This is a genomic window from Phaeobacter sp. NW0010-22, from assembly GCF_040365955.1.
GTDB lineage: Bacteria > Pseudomonadota > Alphaproteobacteria > Rhodobacterales > Rhodobacteraceae > OMPR01.
Genome location: NZ_BAABWT010000007.1, coordinates 21,959 through 38,215, shown reverse-complemented (window position 1 = coordinate 38,215; position 16,257 = coordinate 21,959). Strand labels below are relative to the sequence as shown.

General features: G+C 54.8%; 10 protein-coding genes. 5 read left to right on the top strand and 5 right to left on the bottom strand.

The features are described from left to right. Window positions 1-62 precede the first annotated feature (62 nt). Window positions 63-902 carry a flagellar motor protein MotB gene (locus tag ABWV33_RS15515; RefSeq protein WP_353332056.1) on the bottom strand — a complete coding sequence of 280 codons (840 nt, stop codon included), beginning with the start codon at window positions 900-902 and terminating at the stop codon, window positions 63-65. Between the two features lie 615 nt (window positions 903-1,517). On the opposite strand from ABWV33_RS15515, the gene ABWV33_RS15510 reads away from it, so the two are divergent. From ABWV33_RS15510 to ABWV33_RS15495, 4 genes are read left to right on the top strand one after another with little or no spacing between them, the layout of a single operon-like run. Next, on the top strand, window positions 1,518-3,620 hold the full coding sequence (locus ABWV33_RS15510) for a hydantoinase/oxoprolinase family protein (protein WP_353332054.1): 2,103 nt from the start codon (window positions 1,518-1,520) through the stop codon (window positions 3,618-3,620). Continuing rightward, a complete protein-coding gene (locus tag ABWV33_RS15505) occupies window positions 3,617-5,266 on the top strand; it encodes a hydantoinase B/oxoprolinase family protein (RefSeq protein WP_251134595.1) in 1,650 nt (549 codons plus the stop codon). The genes ABWV33_RS15510 and ABWV33_RS15505 overlap by 4 nt, the downstream gene beginning before the upstream one ends. Next, entirely contained in the window at window positions 5,263-6,330 is a 1,068-nt protein-coding gene (locus tag ABWV33_RS15500; protein WP_353332052.1) for a pyridoxal phosphate-dependent aminotransferase, read from the top strand. The genes ABWV33_RS15505 and ABWV33_RS15500 overlap by 4 nt, the downstream gene beginning before the upstream one ends. Beyond that, entirely contained in the window at window positions 6,327-7,064 is a 738-nt protein-coding gene (locus tag ABWV33_RS15495) for a maleate cis-trans isomerase family protein (protein ID WP_353332050.1), read from the top strand. Before ABWV33_RS15500 ends, ABWV33_RS15495 begins: the two co-directional genes overlap by 4 nt. A gap of 56 nt (window positions 7,065-7,120) precedes the next feature. Here ABWV33_RS15495 and ABWV33_RS15490 read toward each other — a convergent pair whose 3' ends face one another. Next, complete coding sequence (locus ABWV33_RS15490) at window positions 7,121-8,659, bottom strand: trimethylamine methyltransferase family protein (RefSeq protein ID WP_353332048.1); 1,539 nt, start codon at window positions 8,657-8,659, stop codon at window positions 7,121-7,123. Between the two features lie 6 nt (window positions 8,660-8,665). After that, window positions 8,666-10,018, bottom strand: a complete 1,353-nt coding sequence (locus tag ABWV33_RS15485; protein ID WP_353332046.1) for an MmgE/PrpD family protein — start codon at window positions 10,016-10,018, stop codon at window positions 8,666-8,668. A gap of 196 nt (window positions 10,019-10,214) precedes the next feature. On the opposite strand from ABWV33_RS15485, the gene ABWV33_RS15480 reads away from it, so the two are divergent. Then, window positions 10,215-11,102 carry a LysR substrate-binding domain-containing protein gene (locus ABWV33_RS15480; RefSeq protein WP_113823527.1) on the top strand — a complete coding sequence of 296 codons (888 nt, stop codon included), beginning with the start codon at window positions 10,215-10,217 and terminating at the stop codon, window positions 11,100-11,102. Window positions 11,103-11,104: 2 nt separating this feature from the next. Here the strand turns inward: ABWV33_RS15480 and ABWV33_RS15475 are convergent, their stop codons facing one another. Together ABWV33_RS15475 and ABWV33_RS15470 are read right to left on the bottom strand one after the other, a co-directional pair. After that, a complete protein-coding gene (locus tag ABWV33_RS15475) occupies window positions 11,105-13,522 on the bottom strand; it encodes a GcvT family protein (protein WP_353332044.1) in 2,418 nt (805 codons plus the stop codon). Between the two features lie 140 nt (window positions 13,523-13,662). After that, window positions 13,663-14,913: an aminotransferase class V-fold PLP-dependent enzyme gene (locus tag ABWV33_RS15470; protein WP_353332042.1), complete on the bottom strand. Its 1,251-nt coding sequence runs from the start codon at window positions 14,911-14,913 to the stop codon at window positions 13,663-13,665. Window positions 14,914-16,257 lie beyond the last annotated feature (1,344 nt).

The following is a 16,257-nucleotide window of genomic DNA, read 5'->3' as shown; positions in this document are numbered from 1 at the left end:
CAACAGGTAGCGTGCGACCACTTAACAGGCGGCTAACAATTAAAAAGCTCGGTAATTCTGAATCACAGGTTCCGCAGGAACACGACTTCGATGCGATTGTTGCGAACAGCCATCGGATTCTTGTCGGTTAGCTTTCGGTCTGCATGACCCGTCACACGTTGTACGCGTTCCGCCTGCAATCCAAGTCCTTCGAACAACGTGCGCGTACTGGCAGCGCGTGCTGTCGACAACTCCCACACTGGGCTAGCGGCCAAAACCACGGGATGGGCCCGAATGTGTCCACCAATCGCGACACCATTGTTCACCAGGTCAGACGCACGCACGATCACTTGGGCCAACTCCTTCATCAGCGGCGTTGGCTTGTCCGTATTTGCAACAAACAAAGGGGCCCCTTCAGTCGCAAACAATTCGATTATCAGCCCTTCGTCCGTCACCTTGGTCACGATGTGTTTTAGGGCTTTGCTTGAAACCAGGCTTTCACCACCGCGTCCTTGCAACGCTGCCTCGAGGGTTTTGAACTCATCATGTTTCTTCTGTTCGTCCCCCCGAGTATCCACTCCTGTAGCACCGCGAGACCGTCGGGCATTGGATGGGGCACGGCTAACCGCCCCAGATCCATCCATGACCATTGTGCTCTCTGAGAACATGTTCTGGCCACCAAAGGCACCGCTTCCGCCACCAGACACGGGATTAATCGGAATTGTTGGCGAAAAGTAATCCGCCAACCCTTTTCTTTGTTTTTCAGTCGTCGCATTCAGCAGCCACATCAACATAAAAAAGGCCATCATCGCCGTCACGAAGTCCGCATAAGCGACCTTCCAGGCTCCGCCATGGTGGCCATCGCCACCTACTACCTTTTTACGTTTGATGATGACCGGCGCGACATTAGTCTGCGCACTCATCTCCACCACCTTATTTTAATCACCCATAACCGGGATATCAGGCGAGGTGTTAAGAGAGCTCTAACAGGTAAAACTGTAAAAAAATTCACCCACAGCGCATCGTTTTAAGACAATTCTTACGGTCACAATAAGGCTGCCAACGACCATTTAGCATCGTATTACTGATATAAGCCCCAGCCGGTGCCCCTTTGCAAACGCCCTGATACAAGGCCTTCGTTACCAAATGGCCACTGAGTTGTTTAAGGCCCACTATCAGGCCCCACCAATGTCGCTAAATACACATTCCCTACAGATCATCGCGTCGGGTGACATGATCACCCCAAGGCGGTTGCCGATGTCATTCTCTAATTGAACCATTTTCCGCTTCAGATCGTTTTTCACCCAATCTTTTTTGGGCAAGTTCACGATCGAGTATCCGCTGATGTCGCTTGCGCTCTGTTAAGTCGCATTTGGCACAGACCAGCCCGATCAGTTGCGGCCAGAATCCATAGCATGACAGGAATCACTCCAAAACGCACAGATCGACGCGCCACAGGCTGCGACCTCGTTACGATGTAAGCCCCCTGTTGGGGACTGACATCACGACTCGATAATCTTTGATTTTTGGACGGACCTATGACGGCTAACGATATGCTGCGACTCGCCATCGATATTGGCGGAACTTTCACTGACACGGTACTGGTACGCGGCGACGAAGAGATCCTCGCCTCAACCAAGACGTTGACAACCCATGCCAATCCAGCTGACGGCGCCATGGAAGGAGCCGCACGCGTTATGGCGCAGTCAGGTCGGTCCTTGGATGAGATCAGCGGGTTCATCCATGGCACAACCCTGGCGACAAACGCCTTGATCGAACGGCGCGGCGCAGTCGTTGCGACAATCACGACCGAAGGGTTTCGCGATATTCTCGAAATCGCCTATGAGCGGCGGTATTCGCAGTACGATATAAATCTGGAAAAACCCGATCTTCTGGTGCCGAGAGAGCGCGCTCTGACCATACGCGAGCGCATGTCTGCTGAAGGGAACGTCCTAATTGCTTTGGACGACAGTGCAATCAACGCCTTGTTGGCAGATATTGATGCCAGCGGTGCAGACGCAGTCGCGGTCTGCCTTATCCACTCATACGCCAACCCAGAACACGAACGCCGCCTACGCGATGTTCTGAGCGCCAAGCGCCCCGATCTAACCATCTCCATATCCTCGGATGTCAGCCCCGAAGCCCGCGAGTTTGATCGGCTGTGCACAACAATCGCCAACGCCTATATCCAGCCGTTGATGGAAAGCTATCTGGATCGGTTCGCCGCACGATTTGCCGCCGAAGGCGTGACCTGCCCAATCCTGATGATGACCGCAGGCGGTGGTATGTGCACGATCCAAACCGCCGTTAGATTCCCAATCCGTCTGGTTGAAAGCGGCCCAGCCGGTGGGGCAATCCTTGCCGCCCGGATTGCTGCACGGTCTGGTTTAGAGTCTGTTTTGTCGTTTGATGTTGGCGGCACCACCGCCAAATTGTGCCTGATCGACAATGCCCGTCCGCAAACCTCGCGCCAGTTTGAAATTGCCCGCGCCGCGCGATTCATCAAGGGATCCGGCATGCCTGTCCGCATCCCAGTCATTGAGATGATCGAAATCGGCGCCGGAGGGGGATCTATCGCAGGGGTCGATCGTTTGGGGCGACTAACAGTTGGGCCCAGATCCGCCGGGTCAGAACCCGGACCGGTCGCCTTTAATCGTGGTGGCTCGGAACCCACTGTGACCGACAGCGATATAACGCTGGGCTACATTGTTCCTGAAACTTTTGCCGAAGGCCATATCAGCATAGATCCTACTGCCGCAAAACAGGCTCTAACAAGGGTAATTGGTACCCCCTTAGACGTTGATGGCACCGGGGCCGCGGATGGCGTCAGCCGCATCGTTGATGAGAGCATGGCCAGTGCCGGACGTATGCATGCGGTGGAGTCTGGCAAGGATCTGGGCAGTCGCACCATGATCGCATTTGGTGGCAATGGCCCCTTGCACGCCACCCGGGTGGCTCGTTCAGCAGGCGTATCCCGTATTGTCATTCCACCGAATCCCGGGGTCGGATCCGCAGTGGGATTTCTATATGCGCCTGTGTCGTTCGAGATTGTACGCAGCCGTTTTTCGATGCTCGATTCCCTCGACTTGAACGGAATAAACACTCTGTTCGATGACATGATTTCCGAGGCCAAAGACGTGGTCACCCAAGGGGCCGGAGATCGCACCATGCAAACCCGACGCAGCGCCTTTATGCGCTACAATGGACAAGGCCATGAGATCGAAATTCCCCTGCCTAATCGCCCGCTAGCGAGTGGTGATATTCAGCCTCTAACAATGGCTTTTGAAGCCGAATATGGAAAACAGTTCTCGCGCCCAGTGCCGGGAATGCAGATCGAAATATTGAATTGGTCCGTTCAAGTCGCCACCCCCAATGGTGAGATCCCCAAAGTACCAGAAACACCCAAGCTAAGCACACTCACACCAGCAGAAACGCGGCTGATCCTTTGTGATGTAGATGGAACGAAAAAAGAGGCCGCGTTTATCGCGCGTGACAGGCTACATCCCGGCCAAAGGATCGCAGGCCCTGCCCTGATTACGGAACCGCAAACAACGACACTCGTGTCTGCCGACTTCTCGGCGCATGTCGATTCCATTGGAAACCTTGTCCTGATCCAAGATCAAAAAGGAGGTGCAGCATGACTGTGATGTCCCCCGCCCGCTTGCAAGTGATGTGGAACCGTCTCCTCGCCGTTGTCGAAGAACAGGGACAAACGTTGATCCGGGCGGCTTTCAGCCCGATCGTGCGCGAATGCGGTGATATTTCCGCCGGGATTTTTGATGTGCACGGGCGCATGTTAGCCCAAGCCGTGACCGGCACCCCCGGCCATATCAACACCATGGCCGAGGCAGTTTTGCATTTGCGCGAACGTTTCCCTATTCAGACCATGAAACCCGGCGATATATACATGACCAATGACCCCTGGCTTGCCTCGGGACATTTGAATGATTTCTTGCTGATGATGCCCGCCTTCAAAGACGGAAAAGTGGTTGGTTTCACATCCTGCACCTCTCATCTAGTGGATCTCGGTGGCCTTGGTATGGGGCCAGAAGGGTCTGATATCTATGATGAAGGGCTGTTGATCCCCCCTTGTAAATTGGTCGATCAGGGCGAATTGAATGCGCTTTTGATGGATATCGTGCGCGCGAATTCACGCGAACCCATCGCCAACGAAGGCGACATTTACGCGCTGGTGGCCTGTTGCGAAGCAGGCGTCACACGGTTGGTCGGGATGATGGACGAATTCGGGATCGACGATCTCGAAGAGCTGGCAACTTATATCATCGACACCTCACGCCGGGGCACCTTGGACGCAATCGCAGAGGTGCCAGAGGGCGTGTATTCAAACATGCTCAAGATGGACGGGTACGAAGCCGAACTTGAGCTTCACGCCACGCTGACCGTAAGCAAAACAGACCTGCATGTTGATTTTACGGGAACGTCAGGGTGTTCCAAAAAGGGTATCAATGTCCCGCTCAACTATGCGACGGCCTATACTGTTTTTGCCATGCGCTGCATCGTAGGGTCAGACATCCCCAACAACGCAGGATCGCTGGAACCTTTCACCGTTGATGGACCCAAAGGATGCATTTTGAACGCCCAGCGCCCGGTGCCCGTCGCGATGCGCCACACCTTGGGACAGGTTACACCCGATCTGGTGCTTGGGTGCCTCCATCAAGCCCTGCCAGATCAAGTCCCGGCTGAGGGGGCCTCGTGTATGTTTGACCTGCCAATGCGCCATGCGCCTGAGGTGGCGGCGAACGGCGGGCGGGAATTTGCAATCGAACCCGTGCACAATGGCGGCACCGGCGCGCGCCCTCATTCCGATGGCTTGTCGGCGACCGCTTATCCGTCCGGCGTGTTTGGCTCACAGGTTGAAATCACTGAATCTGTTGCCCCAGTGGTGATGTGGAAACGCGAATTACGTCCCGACTCAGGTGGTGCAGGACAGTACCGAGGTGGATTAGGCCAACGTATTGAAATGAGTGCTGCGAACGATGCGCCCTTCATCGTCTTCTTGTCAGTGGAGCGTTTGAAATTCCCGGCCTTGGGGCGCATGGGCGGACAACCGGGCGCGCCGGGTCGCATCCGCATCAAAGGACAAGCCCAAGATATTCCCGGCAAAGGTGAATTACGAGTCGAAGGGGATGACTACCTGATCTTTGAAACACCCGGCGGGGGTGGCTTTGGGCGACCTACAGATCGCGCACAAGATGCATTGGCCTTAGACCTCATGCGAGGTTTGGTGACGGCGGATGGCGCCAAAAGTTATGGGGGCGAGAAATGATAAAACCGGTCGCACATGTCGAGGCGATGGGCGCCTATGCTCTGGCTGATCTGGGTGGGGCAAACACCGTCTCATTGGCCCAAAACGAGAGCGCCTTTGCAGCGAGCCCCGCAGCGGTTGCAGCAGGAAAAGCCGTCATGGATCAGATACCATTGTATCCTGATCCAGAATGGTCGCAATTGCGCACAGAAATCGCAAATATCCACAAGTTAGAGCCAGAAATGATCCTGTGTGGCGCAGGCTCGATGGAGCTGATTGGCTGCCTGATCCGGGCCTATGCTGGCTTAGGTGATCACGTGTTGGGAACGGATTATGGCTATGCATTTGTGGCATCAGCCTCGGCGCAGGTTCAGGCAAAATATGTCAAAGCGCACGAGATCAATCTGACGGTTTCAGTTGACGATATTCTTGCCGCCGTGGATATCCAGACCCGGATCGTCTTTTTGTGCAACCCCGGCAACCCAACGGGCACCGTTATCCCGAACTCTGAAATTCTACGCCTTCGCCATGAGCTGCCCAAAGATGTTTTGTTGGTCGTGGACCAAGCCTATGCTGAATTTTCTGATCTAACGCATGATCCAGCAGACATCTTTGCCTTGTTAGGTCGAGGCGACACAGTCGTCGTGCGCACATTCTCCAAGGCTTACGGTCTGGCCGGTACCCGCGTTGGGTGGGGTTACTTTCCACCAGATGTTGCGAAACAAGTGCGCAAGTTGCTCAACCCTAACAACATCTCTATCCCATCTCAAGCAATGGCCACTGCGGCTATACGTAATCAAACACATATGCGAGACGTGGTCACAAAGACGGCGAAAATTCGGGATCAGTTTGCCTCTCAGTGTCGTGATCTTGGCCTGATTGTCCCTACAAGCCAAACCAACTTCGTACTCTTGCGGTTCGCCTCACCAGAGCAGGCGCAACAGGCAGATAAAGCCCTACGCGCCAACAATTTATTGATGCGCGGCATGGGCGGTTACGCGTTGCCTGACTGTCTACGCGCCACAATCTGCGGATCAGACATCATGGATCGCGCCCTAACCGTTCTAAAAGGAATTCTGACATGACCGAAACCAGAACTGCGGCCAAGATTGGCGTTCTTGTCCCCTTCACAAATACCAATTTAGAGCCTGATTTCGAGCTGATGCGCCCACCGAATACCACCATACATTTCCAGCGCATGGGTGGGTATGATGTGGATGAAATTCCCGGTTCTGACCAAATGGCAGGATTGGGTGCTTCGGACATCAGTTATGATTTGCGGATGATCTCTGGCGTTCGACCAGATGTGGTTTTGTACGGCTGCACGTCGGCCACCTTGACACACGGTCCATCATTTGATTCCGACCTCTCAGACAAAATCAAGGCTGGGTCTGGTGCGGTTTCCCTAACGGCGGCCGGATCCCTTATCGCCGGTCTAAAAGCGCTTGGCGCCACCAGCATTGGTTTTTCATCCCCCTATCTGGGCGAAATCAATGAACAAGCAATGGCCTTTTTGAAATCAAACGGCATCGACACCGTTAACTGCACAGATGTGGGACGCGAATTGGGCAATTATGGGCAAGGCGAACTGACACCCGATGACGTGTTTGAACTGGCCTGCCAAGCGGATCATCCAGATGCTCAGGCGATCGTTCTCAGCTGTACCGATATGCGATCGGTAGAAGCAGTCGAGCGGGTCGAGGCAACACTTAACAAACCGGTTGTTACCTCTAACCAGGCAATGATGTTTTGCCTGATGCAGGCGCTGGATTTACCTCGCCATGATAGATTACCGGGAAAGCTGTTTGATCATTTATAAAGCTTAAGCTTTGACTAGCGTGCCCACCCATTTTTGTGAGTGGACACATAGTACACCTAGGGTTCACCTGCGCCGATCTCTTCTTTGCGCTTTGCAACATAGGCGTCCAACTCTTCGCGAATGGCGGGGTCCATCACCGGTTCTTCGTAATCGCGTAACGCCTGTTGCCAGATCTCGGTTGCGCGCTCCAACGCGTCTTTGGCGCCTGCGGCCTCCCAATTCTCATAGTTCTGCCAATCCGACAGCATCGGGCGGTAAAACGCAGTTTCGTATCGGGCCATTGTATGGTCCGAGCCAAAGAAATGCCCACCGGTTGGCACCGAATTGATCGCATCAAAGCCCAACTCATCCTCGTCAAACTTCATCGGTTTAAGAAACTCGATCATGTTCTGGATGATTTCCACGTCCATGATGAATTTCTCGTAACTGGCGGTCAGCCCCCCTTCAAGCCAGCCCGCCGCGTGATAGACGATGTTTGCTCCGCCCAACACAGCACCCCAAGTGGCCATCATCGTTTCATACGCCGCCTGCAGATCCACTGCGTTTGACGCATTGGCATTCGAGGTCCGATAGGGAATGCCGTACCGGCGCGCCAGTTGTCCGCCGACGATATTGGCCTTGGCGTTTTCGGGCGTCCCGAATGCAGGTGCGCCAGAACGCATGTCTACGTTTGACGTGAAAGAACCGTACATCACCGGCGTACCGGGCTGTACCAACTGGGTCAGAACCACTCCAAACAACGCCTCTGCGTTTTGTTGCGCAAGTGCTGCTGGCAAAGTTACAGGCGTCATCGCGCCCATCAAGGTGAACGGAGTCACCGTCACCGGCTGGCCGTATTCAGCCATCGCGATCAACCCATCGCCCATGGCATCGTCAAACAAACGCGGTGAGTTGACTGAGATTATTGTGATAACACCGGGGTCATCGCGCATATCTTCAGGCTTTTGCCCACGCGTGATAGCCATCATGTTGATCCCGTCCAACGCCCGACCGCGCCCGATTGCCGTGCAGTGGAACGACAGGTCAGAATAGGCAAGGTTGGCCAGATAAGTATCCAGATGGCGGTTGTTGGCCGGCATTTCGATCGGGGCCATCACCTGATTTCCGATCAGGTTCACCGCATTGAAATGGTGCGCCAGCTTGATGAAATTACAGTAATCCGTGTAATTACCCTGTCGTCGCCCGTTGATCCGGTCATGCACATTTGGCGGCCCTGCAACCAGGCCAAAATTCATATGCGTACCGCCCAAGGTGATCCGCTTGGCAGGGTTGCGCGCCGTCAGCGTGAATTCGGCCGGAACCATTTTCAACGCCTCAGTGACAAGACTCTCGTCTATCCGGATCGTTTTGGTGTCACGGTCAACAATCGCCCCGGCCCGTTCAAAGATATCCAGAACATTGTCGCCCATGACGCGAATGCCCGCCTCAGACAATATCCGCATCGACGTGGCATGCAGCTGATCCAGCTGATCAGGGTTCAACAGTTGGTACGGCGGATAGGTGTTATGTACCTGTTGCCAAGGCAATTGGTCGATACTGCCACCTGTGCGGTCTGATTTGCCGCGGCGACCACCGCTGCGTCGATCTCGTGCCATATTGGGTTATGCCTCCGGGGCGTCAAAGAGATGTTGTGTCAAATCCGAGAGCTGGCTGTCAGGCCGCACAAGGCCCAGCGTCGCATCCCGTATCGCCGCAGCGCGGGTAACCCCCAAAGACGGCGTGGCAAATTCCATAAACTTTTCGATCACTTCATCCCGGCTCATCGGAGCTTCTGGGCCACCGCGGGCGTGGGTGTCGCCTGAATCCAGCACTCGGCCATCCGTGGTGGTGATCTGGACATCCGCACAACGCCCCACCGGAAACCGTTTGCTGTGGTGTTCGGCTTCTGTGACAGAAATACGCGTCATCACATCCGCAACAGTGGGGTCTTTTAACCCCGCGCCCGATATATGTTCGACCCCGATCCGTCCATGCACAATCTGAATAGCCACCGCAAAAGGCAGCGAATACTGCGCCTTAGAGGTGTTATCTGGCAGGTCCTGAAACAAGCAAGCCGCCTCATGAAAGCTGTTTACCTGCACATGCTTTATATCCCCATGACTCAGCCCATGCTCTTTCATGATTGCGCGTGCACCATCAATCGCCGCATGCGCCCAACGACAGATCGGATAGGGTTTCACATACTGATGTTCCATCTGCCAGAACGTCCCCAAATCCTGCCAATGGTTTTTCGCCTCGTCCGCCTCGATGGTGATTGCAGGCGCCCCGGTGAAGCCCCGTTCGGCCAACACAACCGAAGACACCCCTACCATCGCTCCCCAGCCAGACCCATCATGCAACATTGTTGGGTTTGCGATTTCCCGCATCATCTGGCTGCGCGGACCGTGATATTCAGCAATGCCAAGTGCTTGTCGCATCTGATCGTGGGTCATACCCCGCAAACGCGCTGCCATGGCAACCACACCCAATGCATTCCAAGCCCCTGATGTATGATAATCGCTGACCGTATCATGCAACGCCAAACCAGCGCGGCCTGCGATTTCATACCCAATGGTCACCGCTGTCAGCGCCTCGGGCCCCGAGATATCATCTGACACCTCTGCCAACGCCGCCAACGTGGGGACAACAACAACGCCGATATGGCCCTTGGTTGGATTGTAACCATCATGACCGTCTAAGTTGTCAGTCTGTGTCGCCGCGGCATAGGCAGATCCCGCGACACTGACATTGCGTCCGTCAAACATCATCCGGGCCGTAAAATTCGGATCTGACGAGCCGTATAGCAACGCGGCGGTATCACGTGCGATTACGCCCGCCTCCATCGGCCCAGCACCAATCGTGATGCCTAATGTATCCAGCACCATCAACGCTGCCGCCTCTCGCGTAGAGGCTGGTATTTGATCAGGCGTTAAATCCAGCGCAAAATCAGCAATACTATCAAAGGTTGCGTTCATGGGATCTCCTCCGGGCACGGTGAACCTGCTGCTTAAAAAGTTAGAGCTTTCCCACCAAACCCACACGCAAAGAAGACTGGCCCTATGCCCCGGATAATTTCGCACGTTAATATCGGCGCTTCGTCGTGATTTTGCGACATCTGACGGCGGGGACGGAACAGTCGCACTCCGCAGATATGCGCGATAGGGTGGCAGTATGAAAAACCTGCCCCACCTGACCTTCTTGCGCTCGTTCGAAGCCGCCGCCCGTCACCTGAGCTTTACCAGCGCATCGGATGAACTGAACTGCACCCAATCTGCCGTCAGTAATCACGTACGATCGCTTGAGGAATTCATCGGCCGCCCCTTGTTTGTGCGCTTGCCGCGATCCCTATCACTAACCGAGGTAGGTGAGGCCTATTTGCCATCGGTCCGCCACGCGCTGCAGGAAATCGATATCGCGACATCCTCGATCCTGACACAAAACCGAAAACGCGAAGTGGTCGTATCTAGCCCAACCAGTTTGGCGGGACTCTGGCTTGCCAAAGTCTTACGTGAATTTCACGCGGTGCATCCCGGGGTGCAGGTGACGGTGCACGGAACGGTCTGGAACGATGTCGAAGGGGATATTTCTGATGTCTCAATCACCATCAATCATCAGGACGAAATCCCCGATGGGACGATACCGTTGTGGCGCGAGAAACTGGCAATCATTTGTGCGCCCGGATACCAAGTAAACGGTGCTGACCTGATTGACCCAGCGCAATTGGCGCAGGCCGATCTGCTCTGTATTCTGGGGCGGTTGGCCTATTGGGAAAAAGTCGCGGCTTACTTTGATCTTCCACCCTTGGATTTGTCTGGTGGGTTTCAAACGGATGTATCCACACTCACCATTGAATTGGCGGTTCAGGGGCTTGGCTGCGCGGTTGTTCCACGCTCGCTCGTTGGACCGTATGTCGAGCGTGGGATGGTCGTGGAACCCTTTGAGACTGATATCGACAGCCCGTGGGTTTATTGTGTGCGGTTTAAAACCCGCTCGCCAACCCCATCAGTCAAAGTGTTCAAAACCTGGCTGATGGAGGCAGCGGCACAGATGCAGCCGTAGGCTCACGCCCGCAGGCGTTGCCCCGCTGCATCAAAAGGTGGCTCTACCAACAGGGTCGCCTTGTGCGGCTTACCCAAGATGAAAACCTCAACCGTATCACCGGGCTTGGCAACCGCAGGGTTGGCAAAACCGATCGCCAGCGATTTCCCCACGGAATATCCATAAGCCCCTGAGGTCACGCGCCCAACTGGTGTGCCATCCGCTAGGAAGATCGGTTCACCGCCACTAGCATCTGCGTCGTTGTCTGCCTCAATGGCAAAGACCGACAAAACCTCGCGCGGTGTGTTGTCTTTCACCGCCAGATAGGCGTCTTTGTTCAGGAAATCTTTGTCCAGCTTGATCAGGCGCTCCAGAGCCACCTCTTGCGGCCAATATTCTGGGCTATATTCACGACCCCAAGAGCCATAGCCTTTTTCGATCCGCAAAGATCCCAGCGCACGCCCGCCAACCGGTCCGCCATCAAAATCTTTGGCCGCCGCAATCAGCGCGGTGTACAGGCGCACCTGGTTCTCCTCGGCACAGTGCAGCTCCCACCCCAGATCTCCGGTGAAGGAAACCCGGATCGCCAAACAGCTCACACCCGCCACCTCAATTGTCGCAGACCGCATAAACCTGAAGGCTTCGTTGCTAAGATCCGCATTGGTCATCCGCTGCAGCATGTCGCGCGCTTTCGGTCCCGCCACGTTGAAGCCCGCGATACGATTGGTCGCCACTTCGAGCGTGGTGCCTTCGGGCAGGTCGATCATGTTAAAGAACCGCTGGTGATAGCGTTCCGCCATGCCCGACCCGACCATCATGTACTCATCATCCGCAACCTTGGTGATGGTGAAGTCCCCCGCGATACCACCACGCACCCCGATCAATGGTGTCAGACAGGACCGCCCGATTTCTGACGGCACCCGGTTGGCGACCAGCTGATCCAGCCAGGTCTGCGCTCCTGGCCCTTTGATCACGTAATTGGCAAAATTCGAGATATCGATGACGCCCACGTTTTCACGCAGCATCTTGACCTCTTCGCCCACCGGCGCCCACCAATTCTGGCGGGTAAAGCTGTTGGTATCGACGACACCAGGTTTGCCGGCAAACCACAGGGGATGTTCCCAACCGCAGTTCATGCCAAATACACCACCCATTTCTTTCTGCATTTCGTACGCTGGGCGCACACGGGCCGGACGACCAGCGCTACGTTCTTCGTTCGGGAAGTGGATCGCAAAGCGGTGGGTGTACTGATCCTCGACCCGTGCTTTCGTGAACTGCTTATCCGCCCAATCGCCAAAGCGCGCGAGATCCCAGGCGAACATGTCGTACTGGGGCTCACCCTCGATCATCCATTGCGCCGCCAACAGGCCCAGACCACCGGATTGCGAGAAGCCAGGGATAATGCCGCCACACATGAAATAGTTCTTTAGTTCAGGCACCGGCCCCCACAGGGCATTAGAATCTGGTGACCAGATCATCGGGCCATTGATCACACGTTTCACACCAGCGGTTGCCGCCGCTGGCACACGTTCAGTTGCGCGGATCACGTTTTCCATGATCCGGTCCAAATCATCAGGGAACAGCTCGTGCGCAAAATCCAGCGGGGTTCCGTTTTCTGCCCAGAACCGCATGTCTTTCTCATAGGCCCCAATAAGCAGCCCGTTGCCTTCCTGACGGAAGTAGTATTCGCCATCCCGGTCCGCGATTGAAGGTAAACGGCGCCCCATGTTGGCGACTTCGTCAATGCTCTCAGTCACAAAGTACTGGTGTTCGGTGGGCTGCAACGGGAATTCCAATCCCGCCAGCGCCGCAACTTCGCGCCCCCAGAGGCCAGAGGCGTTCACCACCCACTGCGTATGGATATCACCCTTTTCTGTACGTACAATCCACGATCCATCCTGTTGCTGCTCAGTCCCGATCACAGGACAGAACCGCTCAATCGTTGCGCCCATCTTACGCGCCCCAGCGGCATAAGCCATGGTCACACCCGAGGGATCGACATTGCCGCCATCGGGTTCATACATGATGCAACGGATGTCATCGAATTGCGCCAGCGGGTGCAACTCCTTGGCCTGCTCACGGCTGACTTCGTGGAAGTTCAAACCATAAAACCGGGCCTTTGCCTCTTGCAGGCGTAGCTGATGTTCCCGCTCTTCGGTCTGTGCCAGATAGAGCGAACCGGGTTGAAAGACGCCACAGCCCTGACCGGTTTCTGTTTCCAGCTCCTTATACAGGTTCATCGTATAATGCTGAATGCGGGTGATGTTGTTGTTGTCATGCAAGCCATGAATGTTGGCCGCAGCATGCCACGTGGACCCTGATGTCAATTCATCCCGTTCCAACAAGACTGAATCTGTCCAGCCGAGTTTGGCCAGATGATAAAGGATGGAACAACCGGCAAGGCCGCCCCCGATAACAACGGCCTGAGCGTGGGTTTTCATGGCGTGGCTTCTCCCTGATGCACTAAGCGAGAAGCTAGCCCGGACTGTGGCCCAACACCCGACAAATAATCAGGGAGTGAGCCACCGGATTTTTTGCTCAACTTCTCTGCAACCGACACTTTGCGTCGCAAACAGAGAGATCAGGCAGAGATATCCTTCATCGCGGTCAAAAACTGTGCCACTTCATGCGCGCTGTTGTAGTGGCACATAGAAACACGCACACAGCTATCCAACCCTAAGGGATCTAAGATGTTGCCGGAATAATGATCCGCTTTGCGCAGATGTGTCCGAATGCCATGCGCGTTAAGCGCCTTGACGACATCAACCGATGGCACACCCGAAACGGTCAGAGACACCAACCCTTCACGGGCCGGGTTATCCACCCCGCCCAGAATCTGCACGTTCTCCATATCTTTGAGACCTGCCAGATTTCCGGTTCCATGTATCATGGCATCAGTCAGCACCTTTTCCTGCGCATGGATCGCTTCGCCCGCAGCAATGAACTTTTCACGCCGGTCTGTCGTGTCGCTGACTTGTTCCCCCAACCATTCGAAATACGAAACCACATCGGACAAGGTGGCATAAGATCCAGTATCCCGCGTACCCATTTCCCAATTGTCCTCAGGGCCGTCGATCAATGAATTGTGCGGCAGCTTGGTCAAACGGTCTGAAATCCAAGCAACACCATAGCCGTGGCGTGAAAACACCTTGTAGGGCGACACAACGTAGCCATCGATATCATAAGCTGTAAGATCCATGCGCCCATGCGCAGCATGTTGAATGCCGTCAACGATAATGTAGCAATCCGGGGCAACCGCACGGATCGCAGCAGACACCGCTGCCACATCGACGCCCATGCCCGTGACAGGGGACGTGTGTACGATCGTCGCAACCTTTGTGTCTGGTGTGACTTTGCTGGCATAGGCCTCGGCTGTAACAGTTCCCGTTGCATCGTCATGAGGGACCAGTACATGCGTCTGTCCAGCGACCCCCGCCCAACGAGCGCAGGCGCTACGGGTTGCAGGGTGTTCAAGCGAACTTCCAAGCACCCGTCCCGGTCCGGCGCCAAGACAGGCATTCATGATCAACCGGAACAACAACTCAGTCCCACTTTCACCAACAAAGAACTGCCCGGATGTCGCGTTCATGAAAACGCGCATGGCCTCTTTGGCTTTGTTGATGACCCGTACCAATTCGTGACTGCCAACATTGTCTCGACCTTGGTTATCAGGGATCGCCGCATAGGTCTGAGACGTCTCGACAACCGATTTCAAGGTCAAAGCCCCCCCCGCATTTTCAAAGAAAATCCGAGGGCCTTGCTGGGGGCAATGATCGATCTGGGCAAACCGGTTTCTTATTTCAGACAAAAGCTTAGGAGAGATGTTCGACATGAGGATTCCGTGTTCTTGGCGAGAAATTTAGCCATAGGTTAGGGGTGATTTTCAAAGAGGACACGCAAAACTTTACGTGACCTGCCCCTCGTTTTGTTCGCAGCTAATTCGCTTTGCTTGTCACAACTCAAGATCTGCTTTGGACTGTGATCGGTATTTTGTTGGTTCTTGCACAACTGTCGGGCTTAAGCGTTTTCATGCCAGTTGTTCAGACTGTAGTGTATTCCAAGCTCAGCACAGCGCGACTTGGCTCCGTTTGCTTCCACAGTGCTTCCAGTGTTGAAGGCTGAACGCGAACGGCCCCGCCGAAGCGAGTTTTAAGGTATTGATATTGTGTTTCTACTTTTGTTTCGGAAGCTCGACACCAACGATACTTACCTAGTCTTCTTCACACTCTTGCCTAAAGTCGCATCGACCCGACAATTACGAATTTTGCCGTCCAGTTCTTGGATGGCATTAGACTTAGCCCCATCACGAATGATAACTTATTACTATCGTTAAACTAGTTTCATAGGGGGTCTTGGACGGCCCCTGATCCTGCTGACGAACATGGGTCAGCTGATCGGATGAATGGTTGCCCGCGACTTTGCAAAGCTAACTTCCTGCGCAATACGGCCATGGCAGTACCTTGTGATAGCGTGAATGCAAGAGTCAGGGCGGGTTGCAGGCCGACATCAGGATCGGATCTAGATGCGTGCGAACAAGGCGGCCCTTGGAGCAATTCGCTGGGCACGCACGCCAACCCAAGAGGCGGGCACGCCCCTCAGGAAGTGACGCGTGGCGGAAGCAATCCGGACCTGCGTTGGCCGGCCAATTCAGGGAAAAGGGTCTGATGCCTACAGACCTCAGCTGCCTTCGTTCTCCTCATTGCCTCCGTTGGCCAGTACAGGAGCAAAGCTTACCCCGGCGTGAACGGAGGGCTGAGACTGAAACAGAGCGACAACAAGATCGGCTTGATCATTTGAGTCCAAGTCGAAGGAAAGAGCATGTGCGTGCATCAAAATGATCCCGAATCTAATCCCGCCTGGGGTCTGAGAGAATGCAAAACAGCTGTTTTGGCGACAAAAGTCGCGGCTTCCCGCCGCATGAAAAAGAAGCTGCCCAATAGCGGGATTTTGGCGGCGCACTCGTTGATAACTACGCCGACATATCCCACTTGCCTTGATAATATGTTGAGCTTGGCGTTTCTTATCGGTGTTTTCAAGCTTGACCGTTAGGACGTGTCCCAAAACGGCTTTACTGCCTATGGCTGATGCGCTGCTACTTAATTTTGCCCGCTTTAGGTGTATTCAAGCTAGTCATAGAAAGACTTTTGTCGGCTTTGCGTTGGGTTCCAAGGCGACG